Below are 19,916 nucleotides of genomic sequence, written 5' to 3'. Positions count from 1 at the left end.
CAAAAAACCCGGACGCAGGGCTTGCATCCGGGGAAGCACTTACTATTCAGCCTTGTTCTAAACGACGGATACGGTCTTCAAGCGGCGGGTGCGACGAAAAGAGCATCGCAGCAGCCGACGGCTTGTTGTTAATTTTCAGCGTCTGCATCGAGGACTGCTCTGTGTCCACCCGGTCCACATAATTCTGCAGAGAGCGCAGAGCATGAGCCATTTTGTCTTTTCCAGCAAGATCCGCCCCGCCACGGTCAGCGTGATATTCCCGGTACCGGGAGTAGGCGGCGACGACTATGCTTCCGAGAATCGAAAAAAGAATTTGAAATACGATAATCGCCAGAAAGTGAATAATCGGCCGCATATTTTCATTTACAAACCTTGATACCGCAAAAGCTACGACACGCGCCAGGAACACAACGAATGTATTCACAATTCCCTGCAGAAGGGTCATGGTAATCATATCCCCGTTTGCAACGTGGGCTACCTCGTGGGCAATAACGCCTTCGACGGCGTCATCATCCATCGATTGAAGCAGGCCGGTGGAAACAGAAACAAGCGACCGTTTTTTAGTCGGCCCTGTGGCAAATGCGTTTACTTCAGCGGATTGATAAATTCCTACCTCCGGCATATGAGTGAGCCCTGCCCGCCGGCAGAGACGGTGAACCTTCTCCACCACCATTTTTTCAGCCTGGCTTCCCGGATTGTCTGGGTCAATCACTTTGACATTCATTGCTTTTTTCGCAATGAACCTTGACATTGCTAGTGAAATAAATGAACCAGCAAAGCCGATAACGGCACTGATAATTAACAGCGGCACCAGATTCAACGTACCGGCACCGTAGTTATAAGCACCCAGGTTAACACCAAACAAACTCAGTATTGAGAACACAATGACAATCGTTAACAATACCATCATGTTTGTTAATAAAAACAGCATGATTCTTTTACCCATGGCTTTCTCTCCTTTTTAACGGTTCGTTTTCTTCTATACAATTGTTTATACGAAAAAGTCGCAAGAATGGTTTCATCCTTCTTAAATAATATCACACATCAAAATTTACACGAAAAGAAAGATTTCTTGTTTACGAGTTTTTCTTAACAGGTATAAATATAGAGAGCATGTTTTCATTCAGAAAAATTAACACAATTGGAATTTTGACGAAGGAGGACACCATTTATGGCACGAAACGTAACCCAGAAATTAATTGAAGAACACCTCGTGTCCGGGGATATGACTCCGGGCGAAGAGATTGGAATGAAGATCGACCAGACACTCACCCAGGACGCTACAGGCACAATGGTGATGCTTGAGCTTGAAGCCATGGGGGTTGAGAGAGCTCAAACAGAAGCTTCCGCCCAATACGTGGACCACAATATTATTCAGGAGGACAATAAAAACCCGGATGATCACCTGTTTCTTCAGACAGCAGCAAAACGCTTTGGCATGTATTTCAGCCGCCCGGGTAACGGCGTAAGCCACCCGGTGCATATGCAGCGCCTGGCACGCCCCGGCCGCACGCTTCTCGGATCGGACTCACATACCTGTGCCAACGGCTGTATGGGGATGCTTGCCATGGGGGCAGGCGGTATCGAAGTAACCATGGCTATAGCCGGAGAACCATTCTTTGTAAAAATGCCCCAGGTATGGGGAGTAAAGCTTACCGGCAAACTCCCGGACTGGGTCAGCGCCAAGGATGTTATTCTTGAGCTTCTCCGCCGCCATGACGTAAAAGCCGGTGCCAACAAAGTTATTGAATACTACGGCCCCGGCCTGGAAGACTTGAGCGCCATGGATCGCCACGTTATTGCAAACATGGGAGCGGAACTCGGAGCCACTGCCAGCGTATTTCCTTCGGACGAAGAAGTGAAGCGTTTTATGGCCAGCCAGGACCGCGAGGACGAATGGCAGGAGCTGAAAGCTGACCGCGGCGCCCAATACGACATCGATGAAGAAATCGATTTGTCCTCTCTCGAGCCTCTGATTGCCAAGCCATCGAGCCCGGGCAACGTTGTACCTGTCCGTGAAATTGCCGGTGAGCCAATTTTTCAGGCATATATCGGTTCGTCCGCCAATCCGGGCTACCGGGACTTTGCGATTGCTTCTGAAATCGTGAAAGGAAAAAATGTGCATGAAAATGTCAGCTTTGATATTAACCCATCTTCACGGCAGATGCTCACAGACCTCGTGTCCAACGGCCACATTGCCAATCTCCTGAGCGCCGGTGGCCGGCTTCACCAGGCAGGCTGTAACGGCTGTATCGGGATGGGACAGGCGCCTGCCACCCATAAAAACAGCCTGCGGACGACCCCGCGGAACTTCCCGGGACGCTCCGGCACAAAAGAAGACCGTGTTTTCCTTTGCAGTCCTGAAATTGCTGCGGCTTCTGCGCTGTATGGTGAAATCACCGATCCGCGGACGCTCGATATGGATTATCCAAAAGTTGGCGAACCAGACGAACCAACGGTCGATTTCCGTTTGCTTCAGGAGCCGATTCCTTATGAAGAGGCTAAAAATATAAAAATTGAAAAAGGGCCGAACATTGCTACCCTTCCGGAAATGGAAGAACTGCCGGACCGCATTGAAGTGCCGGTACTCCTGAAGCTTGGCGATAACTTCTCCACAGACGAGATTCTTGCCGGCGGTGCCCGCGTGCTTCCATACCGCAGTAACCTTCCGGAAATCAGCAAGTTCTCGTTTGAAATTACGGATGAAGATTATTACAACCGGGCCATGGAAATTAAAGACGATACTGGACACGCCATTATCGGCGGCTCCAACTACGGCCAGGGGTCAAGCCGTGAGCACGCAGCGCTCGCACCTCGCTACCTCGGCCTGCGTGTTGCGCTCGTCCAGGACTTCGCCCGTATTCACTGGCAGAACCTGGTGAACTTCGGCGTGCTTCCGATTACGTTTGAGGATACCGAAGACTATATGAAAATCGACGTCGGTGATACTATTGTACTTGAGAACCTGCGTGAAAATATCCAAAACCACAATACGTTCGAAGCTGCTATCAAGAATAAAAATGAAACCATCACAGTGCGCCATGAAATGTCGAGGCGTCAAATTGATATGATGCTTCGCGGCGGCTTGATTAACTGGGTACGCGCAAGACAATAAAAATTCCGGCGGAGCAGACGCTTCTTTTTGAGGAGCGCTGCTCCTTTAGTTTGACGATTAAGGGAGGCCTTCATCGATGGAAAATACAGTAGAGAACCCACGCACTATCGTACTTACCGGGGCCACAAACGGTATTGGCAGAATCACAGCGGAAAAACTCGCGGCTGAAGGGCATACCTTATTGCTGGTGGGGCGCAAAGAATGGAAATGTGAGGAACTGATTGCCGAATTGGAGCAAAAAACCGGAAACACAGACCTCCATTTTTATCAAACGGACCTCTCCCTTCTCCAGGAAATAGAAATACTCGCCAAAGATATCGCACGGGATTACGGACGGATTGATGCTCTGATTAACAACGCCGGCGCCGTATACTCTTCCCGCGTTTGGACCGAGGAGCATTTGGAGCGCACCTTTGCCCTGAATTACCTCGGGGTATTTTACCTTACGGAGCTTCTTCTTCCACTTCTGCGTAAGAGCTCTGATGGACGGGTAGTGAATGTGTCCTCTGCTGCGCATGCCTTATCCAAAATGAACTTTCAAAACCTGCAGGGCGAGCAAAAGTATAATGGCCTAAAGCAATACGGGCTTGCAAAGCTTTCCTTGCTGCTGTACACGTATGACTTGGCCCAAAGACTCCGCCAAGAAAATATTAAAGTGAACGCGCTCCATCCCGGCAACATTTCCACCGGGTTTGGCCTGAACAATAAAAACGCCTTTTACCGGGGACTAAACAAATTTACTAGTAAGTTCGGTGACTCCCCAGAAGAAGGAGCCGATCTGGAGGTATCGCTTGCTTCAGGCGCACGCGGCTCCCAGGTAACCGGCAAATATTTTACGAAAAAAGGGATCACCAGTTCATCGAGTGACTCCTACTCTACAACCAATCAAAAAAAACTACGGGAAATTAGCGAAGAGCTTGTGTATCATTACACGGGACGAGAGATTCAAAAAGAAGCTTAAATATAAATCTGCCTGATCGAATGCCTTAACGGGCATTCTTTTTTTGTTTTTCTGCGATCCTGTGTTGTTTTGCCCCGTTTTGAAGCGGGTATTTAACTCTCATGTGCATATATGTGTGCACCATTCTATTTACCTGAGGAGGAATGAAGTATCGTACAAACAAAGGAATCTGCCACTAGAGCTGATTTCACGGCACGTTTTACCGCTTTGCGGAAGCAGACGATGAAGCTGACCGCACCGTTGTATACGGAAGATTTTATGATTCAGGCCCACCCCGACGTAAGCCCTGCAAAATGGCATCTAGCTCATACGACCTGGTTTTTTGAGCAGTTCATTCTTAAGCCATATGATGACAATTATGAAGAGTTTTCGAAATTCTCTAACGGCTTATATAATTCTTATTATGAAACGCAGGGAAAGCCATTTCCGAAGCAGTACCGCGGACTGATTTCCCGGCCGACCACCGAAGACACCATGGAATACCGGCGTCATGTAGAAGAAGCCATGGAACATTTTCTCCAGAAAGGCCCATGGAACGAAGAGATCGCTGAATTAATGGAAACCGGCCTGCAGCACGAGCAGCAGCACCAGGAACTGTTAGTAACCGACACAAAATTCAACTTTTCAATGAATCCACTTAACCCTGCCTACCTGGAAAATGAATCTTTTGAAGAACAGGGAGAAACATCCAAGCTTGAATGGCACGCCTATGAAGACGAGCTGACGACTATCGGGACAGATAACCTGCATTTTTCTTTTGATAATGAACGCCCGGAGCATAAATTTTACCTGCACGCCTTCTCTATCGCCTCAAGGCCGGTGACCAACGAAGAATATATTCGTTTTATTGAAGACGGCGGCTACGAAGACCCTGAGCTGTGGCTTTCCGAAGGCTGGGGCATTGTCCAGGAGCAGGACTGGAAAGCACCACTTTACTGGCAGAAGCAGGGCGGTATCTGGTTTTACTTTACGATGAATGGCCTGAAAGAAGTGCGCCTTCATGAACCTATTGCCCATATAAGCTATTACGAAGCAGATGCCTATGCCCGCTGGGCCGGAGCCCGCCTTCCTACGGAACAGGAATGGGAATATGCTTTTCGCGGCGCCGAAGCAGACGGTACGTTTCTAGAGTCTGAAAGCTATCACCCAAGACCCCTTCAGTCGTCTCCCAATGCGTACGGGGACGTATGGGAGTGGACACGCAGTCCTTATTCCCCGTATCCGGGCAACCGTCCGCCGGAGGGTGCCATGGGAGAATACAATGCCAAATTTATGAGTAACCAGATGGTGCTGCGCGGCGGTTCATGCGCGACACCGAAGTCGCACATCCGCTCCACCTACCGTAATTTTTTCCCTCCGGAAAAACGGTGGCAGTTCAGCGGACTCCGGCTTGCCAAGGACGGGGTGCAGAAATAGCCATGGCTGATTATACTGTATTGGATTTAAAACCTTCGCTGTCCTCCCTGGCTGAAGACGTCCGCACCGGACTGGCTGCTGAACCGAAAAGCATCCCCCCCAAACATTTCTACGATGAACGAGGGAGCATGCTGTTTAATGAAATTACCCGGCTTCCGGAATATTACGTCAGCCGGACCGAAGCATCTGTTTTGTCCGACTATGGGAAAGAAATTGCTGAAAGTATTGGAGCTTCCTCCCTGATTGAGCTTGGAAGCGGAAGCTTTGATAAAATCCGTTGCCTGCTTCCTTTCCTTTCGGAGTCCGTGAGCTATACCCCCGTCGACATTTCTATTAGTGCCCTGCATGATACCGCAGCCCGTGTGAAGGAGGCCGTGCCTGCCATGCAGGTCTCCGGCGTATGTGCAGACTATACAAAAACAATTTCTTTTTTAAACAGCAGCAGAGAGCAGCCTGCAGTTGTCTTTTTTCTCGGCTCTACGATTGGAAACCTGGATCCGAAGGAAGCTTCGGAATTTTTAAAGAAGCTCGCTTCTCATATGAAGCCGGAGGACAGCCTGGTGGTCGGGGTCGATTTGAAAAAGGACCCGGTGGTGCTGCACCGGGCGTACAACGATAGTGCAGGAATTACTGCTTCCTTTAACAAGAACTTGCTCCACCGCCTGAACCGAGAGCTTGACGCTGGTATTACCACCGGTCATTTTGAACATGAAGCTTTTTACAATGAACGGCTCGGACGGATCGAAATGCATTTGCGCGCTGAAAAGCCTTCCCTGTTCTCGATTGGCGGGGAAACATTTACGATGCGTGCCGGCGAGACTATCCATACAGAAAACAGCCGGAAATTCACTCCGGAGGAATTCACGCACCTGGCCCGCCAGTCCTCCTGGGAAGCCAATGACTGGTGGACCGATGAAAACGAATGGTTTGGCGTATTTACGCTTTCCCCTCGACCATAAGTAAAAGCCCCCGGTCTGCCGGGGGCTTTTTCATGTCTGCGGCCAGCCTTCCAGCCGGTACGCCATGTCCCAGAATAAATACTCAAACCGGGTGGTCGTTAAGAATATATTTTCAATCTTTCTTTTTTCTGCCTCGGGTTTGTTTTCTGCCGTGCGGTCGAGCATACTGATGCCCCAGTCCGCGAGCTGCTGAAATTCGTCATCGCTGTACATCTGTACCCATTCACCGTACAGTTCATGCTCCAATGCTCCCGGCCACGTACTGAGCTTTCTTCCAATTTCTGCGTAGCTCCACATGCACGGAAGCACAGCCGCAAGCAGCTCAGCCAGGCCGCCATTTTGTCCTTCGTGCAGCATATACCTTGTGTATGCAAGGGTTGTCGGGGCCGGCTCTGCCTGTTCAAGCTCCTGTTCAGTGATCCCGAACTTTTTTGCGTACTGGCGGTGCAGGCTCATTTCCTCATTCATGGTCACATCCATCACCTTCGCAAAAGCCCCCATTGTTTCAACGTCTTCGGCTTTAACAGCGCCAACCGCAAACAATTTCGCATATTGCACGAGATAAAGATAATCCTGAACCATGAAATAGCGAAATTTTTCCTTATCAAGGGTCCCCTGGCCAAGCTCTTCCACAAATGGATGTGTGTGATTCTGCTGCCATACCGGAAGCAGCTTTTCCTTTAAATCGTGAGTGAATGACATTAACCTCGTCCTTTCTATTCTTTTAGAGTATGTGACCATTTATAAACAAAGGACAATACTATTTTTGTGAATGTAACCAGCTGTTCCACCTTTACTTTTTCATCGACTGCGTGTGCTTCTTCAAGCGTCCCCGGACCAAAAATGGCAGAGGGAATGCCTGCATCCGCCAGCCACCCTCCGTCTGTGACAGTAGGAGAAGTATTAATTTCTCCTGATTCATGGGTGATTTCTTTAAAGGATTCCAGCAGCTGCAGACTGCCCGGGTGGTTGCTCTGAACTTCCAGGGAAGGGAATATTTCGCCTCTGTCTTCTATCATCGATTCTCCTCCCCAAATAAATGTCGGAGGATTCTCCCGAAGCCACGGGTCAGCCTCAGCCACTTTACGGAGATGATTTTCGACTTCTTCAGCCGCTGTTTCATGGATCTCATCCGGATAAAAATGGACCGTAACCCAAAGACTGCATTCATCAGCTATAAATGCAGCATTTCTTCCTCCCTCAATGACTGCCGGGTTAATGGTATTCGTCCCAGGCTGAAACCCCGGATAAGTTTTTCGTACGGCCCAATCTCTTTCTAAACTCTGCAAACCCTCGATAAGTATCATCATTTTTTCAATAGCACTTGCCCCGAATTTTCCACCTCCGGCATGAATCAGATTCCGGCGCATGGCGTCATGATGTATCTGCTGGCTTTTCACAGTGACCCAGCCTGTAATAACGCCTCCCTGGCCCTGAATATTAAGATTGCTCGTATCTCCTACGAGTGCATAATCAGCAGTATATCCCCTTCGGCAGCATTGAAGTGTACCGGCCTCACCTACTTCTTCACCCACTACCGATTGCACAATAACGTCGCCAGGCAAATCAATTTTTAGTTCATGTAAAATATCAACAGCTAAAAGTATGCCTGCAAGCCCGCCTTTCATATCAGCTGCTCCTCTTCCGTAGAGCCATCCGTTTTTCACTGCCGGATCGAAAGGATCAAAACTCCACTCCTTATGTGATACCTCCGCTACATCTATGTGTCCATTCAGAATTAAGCTGTTATACCGGTTCCCCTCTTTTCCGGTTTTTGTGCCTACTACGTTGGGATCTCCGCTAAAAACCTCCCATTTATCAACGTCCCACTGACGCTGCTGCAGATAATCCGCTATAAATTGTTGAGCATTCGCTGTATTACGGGCCGGGGGCGCCATCGTATTAAATCGTATTAAGTTTTTGGCTAAGTCGGTTAATTTCTGCCTGCGTTCTTCCACCAATCTTTCCCAATTTGGTTCTTCCATAAGCCCCTCCTAGTTTTTAACCTATATAAAAAGCCGCTTCTTTTAGAGAAGAAGCGGCATAAATAACCGGGGTGTTCCTTCTTTCTTCCCTCCGCCAGTACGATCTGGATCAGGTGCCAAGGGTCAAGGTACTTAAACCTTTCTCAGCCATCAGGCTCCCCTAGAAAGCATTAATTTCTTATTATTCAAACATATTTTGCAAAATGCTGCAAATAAGCAGGAGCGTGAAGAAGCCCTCCAGAGGGTATAATACAAGTATACGAAGGGAGCGTGATGAATCCATGAAAACCACAAATACCGACGTATGCATTGTTGGGGCAGGTCCCGTAGGCTTGACTGCTGCCAATACCTTAAGAGCACTCGGCATCCGCGTCCGGATTTTAGACAGAAAAAGCTCTATTTCTCCCTTTTCCAAAGCGTTCGGCATCCAGGCGCGAACTCTTGAAATGCTCAATCTGATCGGAGCGCTCCGTCCCTTTTTGAAGGAAGGCTTCCCCATTACTGATGCGGCTGTTCAGCCGGAAGGCAAAAGACCTTCCAAAGCCTCCTTTGCTTCGCTCGATACCCCGTTTCCCTTTATGCTGATGCTTCCGCAGTCAGATACGGAGCATATTTTAAAGAAACAGCTCCGGGAGGTCGGCCAATTTATTGATTGGAACACCCACTGCAAACGGATTACCCAGTACAGTGACCACGCAGAGGTGGAATGCGCCACCGAAAATGGACACGAACTAATCCGCGCTTCCTATGTGATCGGATGTGACGGGCCTCACAGTACAGTCCGTGAGAACATGAACGTCTCCTTTCCGGGCGGCAAGCATGAAACAATCTATTTTCTGGGAGACGTCACGGTGGAAGGACTTTCACTTTCCAACGATATCTCTACATTCATTACCGAGCGCGGCGTAGCTGCTTTCTTTCCCTTCCGCGATGAAACGTACCGGGTAATCACTATCGACCACGCCGAACAGAACCGTGAACACCAGGATGATCTCCCTCTTGAGGATCTTGAAAAAAGCGTGCGGCGTATTACCCAGCAGCCAGTGCATTTCCCCCATGCTTCCTGGCTGTCCCAATTCGGAACGTCGCATCATCAGGCAGACGCCTATCGTGACCACCGGCTGTTTCTCGCCGGGGACGCTGCCCACCTGCACAGCCCATTTGGCGGCCAGGGAATGAATCTCGGCATGCAGGACGCGGTCAACCTCTGCTGGAAATTGGCGTGGGTGCTGCGTGGCCATTCCCACCCTGCCCTGCTCGATACGTATGAAGAAGAACGATACGTAGTCGGACGCAGGACTATCCGAATGACAAATACGGCAATGCAGGTGATGACCCGCTCCCATACCCTTATTCCACGCCTCCTGGCGAACCCTGTAAGCATTCTCAGCAAAAGCAGTTCGCTGCAGCGCCAACTGACCCAGCGCCTAGCCAATATTGACATCAGCTATCAGAACAGGGCCTCACTTGCGAAATTCCAGCACCAGGGAGAAATGATTCCGGCCGGCTCCCGGGCTGCTCCGGCACGTGTTCTTACCACGGAGGGAGAACACGCAGACGTAATGGATTTTCTGCACATCCAACAGTTTACCTGCCTGTTTTATATCGAAGACGAGCAGGAGCTCCATCAGCTCGACGAAAGCATTCAGGAGGTGCGCCGGCAGTACGGGCCTTCCATTCTCATTCTCGTTGTTCAGCGCAAGGGCATACTCCGGGCCTCAAAGCCGAATATCCACCACCTGTTTGATTACCGCCGCGACCTTGCTGTCAAATGGAAACTTCCAACGTTTTCAGCTGTGCTCATACGCCCGGACGGCTATGTTGCTTTTGCCGAGCAACCGGTACGCACGGGACGGTTGATGAGAAAAATTCACACCGCCTTATACCAATAGCTTCCTCCACTCTAATTCTGTTTTTCGGCCGGCTGTGGATAATTTTCGAACGCATACCAATAGATGTCCACAAGCCGGTTCTTCCATTTAGTAAATTATTTATGAGCAGTACCTTCAATCGAAGCAGGTGCTTCGATTTTTTATGTTTTTCTTTCGTAAGTCCCCGTTTATGCTGCTGAAATAAGACGATAATTTTTAGGCGGTACCGAACCCTGTGGATGAATCTGCTCCTGGCCTCTTTACTTTCTGATTTAAGCTGAAAACCATCCCCATTGTGTATATGTCTGTGGACGGTTTCGTCAGTTTTCTTCTTCTGCCCGTTTCCAGCAGAGAGCCTCTTGTTCGAGCTTCTGCACAACGATGTGCTTTTCATTCATATATTCTGACGGACTGTGCGGATACTGGGCAGCCGCCTGTTTTTTAATGCATTCATATTCCTTCTCCTTTGTCGGGAAAGAACGTAAATAATCCCGGAGGGCTAGGTGACGCCCACTCCCATCGCTTTTCTTTTCAAACACGTGCACGTGAAATCGGCGAACTTGTTTCCCTTTATAATAAAAAGCCCTCCCCGCGATACCGTGCTCTCCTTTTCCCGTATATCCGAGTCCTTCAAGACGATCCATAATCCACCACGAAAGATCAGAGGTTTCAATTAAAATATCGATAATCGGTTTTGCCGCAAGTCCCGGCACACTTGTGCTCCCTATATGAAAAATATTATTTTATGCTTCACCGGTTTCGAGCTCCAACAGCTTTTGCTCATGGAGAAAATAGTCCCGCCACTCGCTTTTCCACGGGACGATTTGTATCGTTCGCATTGGATCACTCCTTAAAAAATCTTTGCTCTGTATAAACAATAGCATAAAAAAACTGCCCTGGATTCCTCCAGGACAGCTGCTTGTTCTTACTATTCGGGAATGTATGGCAGGTCCTTTGTTTTCGGTACGTTGATGACATGCGGCGTCACGTAGCCGAGAAGACCTTCCTTTCCGTATTCGCGGCCGATACCGGATTGCTTGAACCCGCCAAATGGATAGCGGACATCGAGCCCCTGCACAGCGGCGGTATTGATCATCGTTGTGCCTGCTTCAATGCGGGCTGCCACTTCGATGGCATGGTCTTCTTCTCCCCATACCGAGCTTGTGAGGCCGTAAATGCTGTCGTTCGCCATTTCCACCGCTTCCTCCACCGTGTCATATGGCACAATAGGCACTGTCGGCCCGAACTGTTCTTCTTTCACAATGTCGTCCTGCTGGTCAGCGCCGAGCACCAGGGTTGGCTGCAGAAAGTAGCCCTGTTCAAACAGTTCGTTATCTACAACATGGCCTAACGGAATGACATCAGCGCCCTTTTCAGCCGCTTTATCCACAAGGTTTTTCACAAAATCCAGCTGTTGTTTGTTGTTGAGCGGCCCGGTCGTGACCTGCTCATCAAACGGACTGCCAATTTTCACCCATTTATTGGCTGCCTCCTGATACTTTTCCACAAACTCCTTGTACAGGGAGCGTGGCACATAAATACGTTTGGCAATCATGCAGATTTGGCCGGCGGTCAGGAAATTGGAGATGACCATGCGGCGCATTGCGCGTTCATCGTTTACGTCAAAGTCCGGCAGCACTACAGCGGCGTCATTGCCGCCAAGCTCGAGTGTCATATCCTTGATCGTATCCGCCGCTGATTTCATAATTTTCTTCGCTGTTTCCGTGCCACCGGTAAAAGCTATTTTATCCACATGTTTATTGGAAGTAAGCTCTACGCCGACTTCCGCTTCGCCGTGCACGAGGTTTAGCACCCCGTCCGGAAATTCTTTGGCAATCAATTCAACCACCAGGCTGACCGCATGCGGCGCAAATGGACTCGGCTTTGAAATAACCGTATTTCCAGTTAGAATCGCTGGAGCTATTTTGATCGTAGACAGGGCGATCGGGTAGTTCCACGGGCTGATCGCCGACACAACGCCAAGCGGTTCCTGGCGGACAATTGTCTTGCCGCCTTCGCCTTCATCCACCTGGTCAGCTATCGTTTCTTTGACCGTCTGGCAGGCATACTCCATCCACATGATTGAAACCGCCATTTCCCCGTGGGCGTCATAAACTGGCTTGCCGTGTTCCTCCGCTAATACCTCAGCGAGCTCCGGCGTACGGTCTTTTAGCATTTGAATTACGCGCTCCATCCGCTCAATTCGCTCGTCCACCGGTACTTCCTTCCATGCAGGAAAAGCAGCCCGTGCTGCTTCGATGGCTTCAGCCGCCTGCTCTGTGGTCGTTTTCGGCACGTAGGCCACGATTTTTTGTGGATCGGCCGGATTTTCTCTTTCCATGTATTCGTCAGCATCGACCCTTTTTCCGTTAATCCATGCATATAATGTTACTGATTCGTCTGCCATTGCCTAGCTCCCCCTTAGAAACATTTTTATCTATCATTCATCGTAGCCTGCACCACGTGATTATTCAACTATTTCGCTGAGGCAGCTGCAGGCGTTACTTTTTAATGACCTGTTTGGTGCCGGGAACCATTTTGCCTTTACACATCGGGCACTCTTTTTCAGTAACATCAGGCGCTTCAGACAGACGTATCCAGGCCGGGCACATCGCTTCTTCACAGACGAGCGCATCGATGGTTTCCGTTTCCTGCTTTTCCCCGGTATGTGTTTCCCCCGGAAAGGCTTCGAGCAGAAAGCGTGATACTTCAACCTCCTTGCCGCGGTAAAACGCCGGGGAGCTGATGCACAGCTTCTTTTTCGCCCGCGTGATCGCTACATAGGCGAGCCGCCGTTCCTCCTCCAGTGCCTGGGTCTGCTTGTTTTCCGCTTTTTCACCGTATAAAAGGTCCTTCATCCGGTCAGCCTTTAGCGCAGAATCATGCGGCATAATCGTTTCCGAAGCGCCGATGACATATACGACCGGAAACTCCATGCCTTTGGCCCGGTGGATTGTCATCAGCGACACATGGTTCGCGTCGGGGTCCTTCTCCCTCTCTTTCATTTCGCGGAACGTCCGTAGCATGTCGTCGACAAAATATACAAACGACGACACGCTCTCAAACCGCTTGGCTGAGGACTCCAGCTCGTCGAGCGTTTCTTTTAACGTTTCCTTTTTCATGCTCACCTGCTGCTCATCCGCCTCCAGATAGCCGTCGTAAAACTGGCGGCGCATTTGCCGGATCGCCGTTTCCGGGCGTTTTTCCTTCAGTTTCTGGATCATGCTCTGCCGCTCCTCCACCTTTTTACGCTGAAACGGGCGGATGCCTGGCATCTCTGTTAAATGAAGAAGCGGTTCGCTGCGGGGAGAAAATATCTCCTGCTCTTTAATGTGGCGCATGCCGCGTTCCCGGGAAATAAATAACGTCGGCACGACCTCGGGCATCGCCTCTATCAGCGTCGGATTCAGGCTCAGCCGCAGATAGTCCATCATAGCTTTCACCGGCCACTGCTCATAAAACATCTGGTTGCCGAGGGAATGGTGCACAAACGGAACATCCTGGGCTGTCAGCTGCTCAAAAATCGCACGGCTGACACTGATTGTCCGGTGCAGCACGGCCATATCGCGCCATTCGCATTCTCCCTCTGCCACCGCCCGCTTCATGTCCGCCACCACCTGCTCCGCCTCCTCATCAGTGGAAGCCGCCCGGAAATAAAACGGAGACGACGCTTCCGCATTCATGACCTGGAGGGTTTTGGTTTTCCGCTGTTTATTGTGGCGCACTACTTCGTTCCCAAGACCGGCAATTGCCTTATGGGAGCGGTAGTTGACGTCGAGCACAATGGTCTGTGCTTCCGGGTATTTCTGGTCAAACTCCAGAATAAATTCGTGCCGGGCCCCGTTAAACGAATAAATCGTCTGGTCATCGTCCCCCACTACGAACAAATTGCGGTGCTTTTCCACGATCATCTGCACGAGTTGGTACTGAAGATAGTTGGTGTCCTGGAATTCGTCGACCATCACGTATTCAAACCGGTCCTGCAGCTGCTGCAAAAAAGCCGGGTCCTCGTCCATCATCGTTTTGGCCTTCATTAAAATATCATCAAAATCAATATAATTGCGCTCGAGCTTCCAGTCTTCATACGCCTGGCAGATGCGCTTTAACTGCTTTTGGCTTGTTTCTTTTTCAGGAAGATCCGCGACGGCGGTATCGTTCATTTTGTGATAGGACAGAAAGGATAAGACCGCTTCAGGCTGATAGACATCCTCAAGGCCCATGTCCTTCATCAAAAGCTTGACGGCCAGCTGCTTTTTCCGCTCGCTTGAAACAATTTCCTGTCGAATGCCGTGACGCCTGAGCAGAAGCAGGAAAAAGGCATGGAACGTACGCACCTGCAGATTGCTGGCTGTTTCACCGACACCCGGCAGGTTCATCACTCTCGTTTTCATTTCTTCCGCTGCTTTTTTGGTGAATGTAATCAGCAGAACGGATTCTGCCGGCACCTGCTTGACGGCCATTAAATAGCCGGCCCGGCAGACAAGCACCGACGTCTTTCCCGAGCCCGCACCTGCAAGCGCGAGCAGCGGCCCGTTTCCGAAACGCACAGCTTCGATCTGGGCTTCATTCAAAAAAATACCGTCCGCTTCAAGCGAACGAAAATAAAAGGCGTCAGTTTCCTGGTCTGATACGAGTTCTTTGCTTGTCCTGGCTTTTGCGATTGCTGCATATGGTACTTCTTCTCCGCTTACGCCGAAGGGAGTTGAATAAAAAGAAAATTCCCGCATAAGTTCCTCACCGTTTCTGTTGGATTGAGTATGTTTATTATAAATCGGGACAGCCGCTCTTGTATAGAGCAGGCAGTCACGGCCTGCTGAATATTATCTTTCCGCTGTTCTTTCCACTTTCATAAAATTGCAGTGCCTCTCTGGCTTGTCCGAGCGGATAGGTGTGCTGCACCGGTGGAAGCAGAAGCCTCCCGCTTTCCATCATATGAAACAGCGTCTGAAATACCTGCTGAAAACGTTCACCGGAAACTGCCGCATTCCAGTGCCTCAGATGAAACATCTTCCCTTTCACGCCCAGCGTCTCCGTTGTATACTCCCAGTCAAGCGGCCGGCCCGAGAGCAGCCCCAGCGCCAGTAATGTTTTCCCAGGTTTAACGCTCCGGGCAAGGGCTGTACCAGAGGCCCCTCCCACCATATCAACGGCCGCATCCGCTTTTTCTCCCTGCAAGACGCTCTCCAACTGGAGCGCTTCTTCTCCTTCCTTAGCCGCTATAATTTTATGGGCCCCAAGCTGCATCAGCTCGTTTATTACCGCTCTGCGGCGCACAAGTCCCACCACTCGAATATTCATACCTGCAGCCAGCTGAATCAATAGCCGTCCCATTACAGAATTAGCCGCATTGATAACAAGCATTCCCCCGGAAGGAATCTTCAGCTTTTCGGTTAAAAGCACGTACGCCGTTACCGGATTAATATACATCTGGGCAGCCGTTTCCTCAGAAAGGCTGTCCGGCACCGGCACGGCCAAGGCTGCCGGCGCATGGACCACCGTCTGCCATGTACCTTCTCCCCGCAGCGGCAGTACCCGTTGCCCCAGCACCCGCCGGCTCACTCCTTTTCCCACCCGTTCGACGACACCGACTCCTTCATAGCCCGGCACCAGCGGAAGCGTCACCCGGTGGGCATACCGCCCGTAAATGGGGATAAGATCCGAGGGGTTCACTGGAGACAGCTGCACCCGTACCTCCACTTCATCCACCTTTAATTTCTTTTTCTCTTCAAGCCTTATACCCATCTGTTCAGAAGGATTCCCGAAAGCTTCCACGTATGCTTTCATGCTGATTGGAGTCATTTTTTCCCTCCTTTCACGTAATTGCCGTTGCACCTGCGAGGTGCTACTCTTTGCACAACCTGTATTTTCAATTATAAAAATACGGTCACTAATTTTTTGAAAGCGTTCTTTTTAAAGGAGGGGCCACTTATAAGAAAAAATGTGAAGATGCAGACTAAAATCATGTTTCTCGTTGTCGGGCTGGTCGCTTTTATTACGATAAGCTCCTTCGGCGTATTTGCTTATTTAGAATATAATGATATCGAAGAAGAGCTTGAAGATAAAGCCTTAAGTACAGCCACCTACATAGCAAGCTCACCGGTCGTCCAGGGGGCATACGCCTCCGAGGACCCAAGCTCGGTGCTTCAGCCAGGCCATGACTATCGCCAACGACGACTTAACGGTCTTTTTCACCCGGCCGATTTCCCTCGGCATGATGATTGTCGCTCTTCTTTCCTTTCTTGTGCCAATCATTCGCCAGAAAAAAACAACTTCAGCATGAAAAAACCCGGAGCCCCCGGGTTTTTTTGCGTCATTTTTGCATTTTATCCATTATTTACTCCTTGTGGCAGTTTTTCATGTTTACCGCAGGGGTTCATTTCGTTAACCATTTTGAAAATTAAGTTGACAAATGGCTGATTTCTTTCTATCCTTAGAAATCAGTGAGGTGAACATAAATGCGTATACAAAAAATTATTTATACGGCTTTATTTGCAGCAATCATCGCAGCTTTAGGAATCGTTCCACCGATTCCACTTCCGTTCAGCCCGGTGCCGATCACCCTTCAGACTCTCGGTGTTATGCTTGCGGGCTCTCTGCTCGGCGCGAGGTACGGCGGCCTCAGCATGCTTTTGTTTGTGGTGCTCGTGATGATAGGGATGCCGTTGCTTTCCGGCGGGCGCGGAGGGGCCGGTGTATTATTTGGCGCGAGCGGCGGCTACATTTTGAGCTGGCCGATCGGGGCATTTATCATTGGATGGATCGCCCATTCCTTTAAAAAGCCATCATTTCCAAAGTATCTGTCTGCTAATATTATTGGCGGAATTTTCGTCATTTACGCCGGAGGCGTTACCTATTTATCGTTTTTAATAAACATTCCGTGGACCACTGCCGCTATCCAGGCCCTGGCTTTTCTGCCGGGAGATATTTTTAAAGCAGTGGTTGCCAGTTTTGTTGCGGTCAGGCTGAACAAGCAACACAAAATCAGGCTGTAACGCCTAAAGGAGAGCTTCTATGATCGGCCAGTCCATTGCCCGCTATGCTGCTTATGTGCCTGCCCAAACGGCAGTCGAATATTCGGATTATTCGATCAGCTGGCGGGAGCTACATGAAACAATTATTCACCGACAGGAGCAGCTCTGCGCAGCTGCCGGTACGCTTTTTCAAAAACAGGTTGCTTTTGCGCTTCAGGATCCTCTCGAGCAGTTGTATATGTTTTTTGCGATCGTGTCTGGAGGCGGTATCGCTGTCCCAGTGGATGAAATGCTGAACAGCGACACCACAGCTGTCCTTCTTTCCTCTTCCAGACCCAGCCTTTTCGTTGCAGATAGTGAAGCGCCCGGGTCGCCGGTCCCTTCCCTGACGCTTGAAGAAGTTACTCGCGCTGAAGGGCAGCCGTCTGCTCCCGCTGCGCTTTTCGGAGAAACGGATTTGTTTTATGGCGCGTGCACTTCAGGCTCTTCCGGCAGGCCGAAAATATGCCTGCGAAGCCATCGTTCCTGGCTGAAAAGCTTTGAAGCAGAAAAGCAGCTTTTCCCGTTTCGGGATCACGAACGTGTCCTGATTACCGGAAAATTGTCCCACTCTCTTTTTTTATACGGAACCGTCCGCATGCTCGAGTACGGTCACACCGTTGTTCTTCCTGTCCGGCACTCGCCCCGGGGGATTTCCCGGATGGTTGAGGAGAAACAGGTCACAGTACTATACGCTGTGCCTACGATGCTCCGCTGGCTGCTCAGTCACTCATTTTCTCCTTCTCCCTCAGTCAGGCTGATTATTACAGGCGGAGAGAAATGGTTTCCCGCTGACAATCCGAAAGCGTTTCTCCGTTTTCCTTCGGCCGCCCTGTATGAATTTTACGGCAGTGCAGAAACTAGTTTTATCAGCGCCTTAAACCACCGCGAGGAACAAGCCTCCTCTTCCTGTACCGGCCGTCTGTTTCCTATGGTCGAAGCCTCATCCTGCCCGTCTTCTGGGGAGCTGGTAGTGAAAAGCCCATTTTTATTCAGCGGCTATGCCGGAGAAGCCTCCTTTCACTCCCCCCGCGCAGTAGCCACCGGAGACATTGGCTCCGTCGATGAAGAAGGCTTTCTTTATATTACTGGCCGCCAGAGCGAAAAAATTGTCAGCCGGGGACGCAATGTTTATGCCGAGGAAATCGAGCAGGTGCTCACAAGTCATCCAAAGGTGAAGCAGGCAGTCGTTTTTGGTGTACACGACCCTTTCCAGGGAGAAAAAATCGCTGCTCTTTATACAGGCAGTCCTGCTGTAAGTGAATTGCTCGCATACTGCCGGCAGCGGCTGCCCGCTTATAAGATACCCGCATGCCTGCAGGCGGAAGGCCTGCCTATGCTTGCGAGTGGAAAAACAAACCGGCTGGAAGCAAAGAAATATTATAAAGCTTTATCTAAAGGAGAACGGTAATCATGGCCGAGCCTGTCTATATTATCGATGCCAAACGGACACCTGTACATCACATACAGGGTGCGTTTTCAAAGCTGGAGCCTGAACAGCTGACGGCGCCGCTATATGCACATTTTCAAAACCAGTTCGGGATAAATAAACACGTACCGGCAGATGAAGTTTTCATGGGAAACGCCGTCGGGCCCGGGGGTAATCTCGCCCGTCTCAGCCTTCTTGAAGCCGGCTATGACACTTCTGTTCCCGGGGTAACCGTTGATCGCCAGTGCGGCTCCGGGCTTGAAGCAGTACACCAGGGCTTCCGGCACCTGCAGGCCGGTGCGGCAGATACGGTCCTTGCCGGCGGGGTGGAAAGCGCAAGCCGGGCCCCGAAACGCTCCTTTTTCGCTTCAGATGCCTACCCGGTTTCCTCCACGCAGGAACGAGCCCGCTTTTCCCCAAAGTTTATCGGAGATCCTGATATGGGAGAAGCTGCGGAAACGACAGCGGAAGCTTACGGCATATCCCGAGCAGATCAGGATGCCTTTGCCGAACGCAGCTATAGGCTGGCATGGGAGGAGGCAGCAAAGCCGGACATTTCCCGGGAAATCATTCCGGTAAGCACCATTCAGGCAGATGCTTCGCTTCGTGTTCCAGATAAAATGAATAAACTCATCCGCCGTGCTCCCGCTGTTTTCCGGGAAAGCGGTACGGTTACCGCCGCCAATTCCTCCCGTATCAGTGACGGAGCAGCGCTCACGCTGATGGCAACCCGGTCGTCCTGCCGGCAGTACGGACTGAAGCCCGTGCTCGAACTCATCGATGCCGTGGCGGCCGGTGTTGACCCAAACATGCCGGGCATCGGCCCGGTGCCTGCTGTAGAGCGGCTGCTTAAGCAAAACCGGATGTCTGTAGAAGACATTTCTGTATGGGAATGCAACGAAGCATTTGCCTCCCAGGTTCTCGCTTCCGCTTTGCAGCTTGGCCTTCCGCCGGAGCGGCTGAATATAGCCGGCGGCGCCATCGCCCAGGGGCATCCATACGGTGCTTCGGGAGCAATTCTCGTTACACGCCTGCTCCGGCTGATGCAGAACAGCGGCCTCCCGTTCGGCGTAGCTATGATTGGCATAGGCGGCGGGCTCGGGCTCGCCAGCCTGTACCGGCTCATATAAGGGAAAAAGCCTGCAATCATCTTTGAATGATTGCAGGCTT

General features: G+C 50.5%; 16 protein-coding genes and 1 riboswitch. Of the genes, 9 read left to right on the top strand and 7 right to left on the bottom strand.

The window, feature by feature from the left end; translation table 11 throughout:
• Positions 1-46: 46 nt before the first annotated feature.
• A complete protein-coding gene (htpX, locus tag B5066_RS05360) occupies positions 47-946 on the bottom strand; it encodes a protease HtpX (RefSeq protein WP_079474915.1) in 900 nt (299 codons plus the stop codon).
• Between the two features lie 225 nt (positions 947-1,171).
• On the opposite strand from htpX, the gene B5066_RS05355 reads away from it, so the two are divergent.
• The 4 genes from B5066_RS05355 to egtD all read left to right on the top strand — a co-directional run bounded on the left by B5066_RS05355 (position 1,172) and on the right by egtD (position 6,451).
• Positions 1,172-3,115, top strand: a complete 1,944-nt coding sequence (locus B5066_RS05355) for an aconitate hydratase (RefSeq protein ID WP_079474914.1) — start codon at positions 1,172-1,174, stop codon at positions 3,113-3,115.
• 76 nt (positions 3,116-3,191) lie between these two features.
• A complete protein-coding gene (locus B5066_RS05350; protein WP_079474913.1) occupies positions 3,192-4,076 on the top strand; it encodes an SDR family NAD(P)-dependent oxidoreductase in 885 nt (294 codons plus the stop codon).
• Between the two features lie 150 nt (positions 4,077-4,226).
• Positions 4,227-5,492: an ergothioneine biosynthesis protein EgtB gene (gene egtB / locus B5066_RS05345; RefSeq protein ID WP_280522702.1), complete on the top strand. Its 1,266-nt coding sequence runs from the start codon at positions 4,227-4,229 to the stop codon at positions 5,490-5,492.
• Positions 5,493-5,494: 2 nt separating this feature from the next.
• Positions 5,495-6,451, top strand: a complete 957-nt coding sequence (gene egtD / locus B5066_RS05340) for an L-histidine N(alpha)-methyltransferase (RefSeq protein WP_079474911.1) — start codon at positions 5,495-5,497, stop codon at positions 6,449-6,451.
• Between the two features lie 30 nt (positions 6,452-6,481).
• On the opposite strand, the gene tenA is transcribed toward egtD, so the two are convergent.
• Together tenA and B5066_RS05330 are read right to left on the bottom strand one after the other, a co-directional pair.
• Entirely contained in the window at positions 6,482-7,153 is a 672-nt protein-coding gene (tenA, locus tag B5066_RS05335) for a thiaminase II (protein ID WP_079474910.1), read from the bottom strand.
• Between the two features lie 14 nt (positions 7,154-7,167).
• A complete protein-coding gene (locus B5066_RS05330; RefSeq protein ID WP_079474909.1) occupies positions 7,168-8,436 on the bottom strand; it encodes an acetylornithine deacetylase in 1,269 nt (422 codons plus the stop codon).
• Positions 8,437-8,505: 69 nt separating this feature from the next.
• A riboswitch (TPP riboswitch) is annotated at positions 8,506-8,608 on the bottom strand.
• A gap of 109 nt (positions 8,609-8,717) precedes the next feature.
• Between B5066_RS05330 and B5066_RS05325 the strand changes: the two genes are divergently transcribed.
• Positions 8,718-10,328, top strand: coding sequence for an FAD-dependent monooxygenase (locus B5066_RS05325; RefSeq protein ID WP_179124037.1), 1,611 nt, complete (start codon positions 8,718-8,720; stop codon positions 10,326-10,328).
• A 299-nt stretch (positions 10,329-10,627) separates the two neighbouring features.
• Here the strand turns inward: B5066_RS05325 and B5066_RS05320 are convergent, their stop codons facing one another.
• The 4 genes from B5066_RS05320 to B5066_RS05305 form a co-directional block, all read right to left on the bottom strand.
• Positions 10,628-11,035 carry a GrpB family protein gene (locus B5066_RS05320; RefSeq protein WP_280522701.1) on the bottom strand — a complete coding sequence of 136 codons (408 nt, stop codon included), beginning with the start codon at positions 11,033-11,035 and terminating at the stop codon, positions 10,628-10,630.
• A 200-nt stretch (positions 11,036-11,235) separates the two neighbouring features.
• The gene (locus B5066_RS05315) at positions 11,236-12,714 is read right to left on the bottom strand and encodes an aldehyde dehydrogenase family protein (RefSeq protein ID WP_079474906.1); all 1,479 of its coding nucleotides are present in this window, start codon (positions 12,712-12,714) and stop codon (positions 11,236-11,238) included.
• 94 nt (positions 12,715-12,808) lie between these two features.
• On the bottom strand, positions 12,809-15,034 hold the full coding sequence (locus B5066_RS05310) for an ATP-dependent helicase (protein WP_079474905.1): 2,226 nt from the start codon (positions 15,032-15,034) through the stop codon (positions 12,809-12,811).
• A 76-nt stretch (positions 15,035-15,110) separates the two neighbouring features.
• Positions 15,111-16,106 carry a zinc-dependent alcohol dehydrogenase family protein gene (locus B5066_RS05305; protein ID WP_079474904.1) on the bottom strand — a complete coding sequence of 332 codons (996 nt, stop codon included), beginning with the start codon at positions 16,104-16,106 and terminating at the stop codon, positions 15,111-15,113.
• A 96-nt stretch (positions 16,107-16,202) separates the two neighbouring features.
• Here B5066_RS05305 and B5066_RS05300 point away from each other — a divergent pair, with 96 nt between their 5' ends.
• Genes B5066_RS05300 through B5066_RS05285 form a run of 4 tightly spaced genes read left to right on the top strand, consistent with a single transcriptional unit; the run spans position 16,203 to position 19,876 of the window.
• Positions 16,203-16,724, top strand: a complete 522-nt coding sequence (locus B5066_RS05300) for a hypothetical protein (RefSeq protein WP_143745400.1) — start codon at positions 16,203-16,205, stop codon at positions 16,722-16,724.
• 38 nt (positions 16,725-16,762) lie between these two features.
• The gene (locus B5066_RS05295; protein ID WP_079474902.1) at positions 16,763-17,299 is read left to right on the top strand and encodes a biotin transporter BioY; all 537 of its coding nucleotides are present in this window, start codon (positions 16,763-16,765) and stop codon (positions 17,297-17,299) included.
• Positions 17,300-17,318: 19 nt separating this feature from the next.
• Positions 17,319-18,728, top strand: coding sequence for an AMP-binding protein (locus B5066_RS05290; protein WP_079474901.1), 1,410 nt, complete (start codon positions 17,319-17,321; stop codon positions 18,726-18,728).
• A 2-nt stretch (positions 18,729-18,730) separates the two neighbouring features.
• Entirely contained in the window at positions 18,731-19,876 is a 1,146-nt protein-coding gene (locus tag B5066_RS05285; protein WP_079474900.1) for a thiolase family protein, read from the top strand.
• The last annotated feature ends 40 nt before the right edge of the window (positions 19,877-19,916 follow it).

Source organism: Marinococcus halophilus (assembly GCF_900166605.1).
Taxonomy (GTDB): domain Bacteria; phylum Bacillota; class Bacilli; order Bacillales; family Marinococcaceae; genus Marinococcus; species Marinococcus halophilus.
Note: the sequence above shows the minus strand (reverse complement) of the source record. Positions and strands in the feature narration are given on the sequence as shown.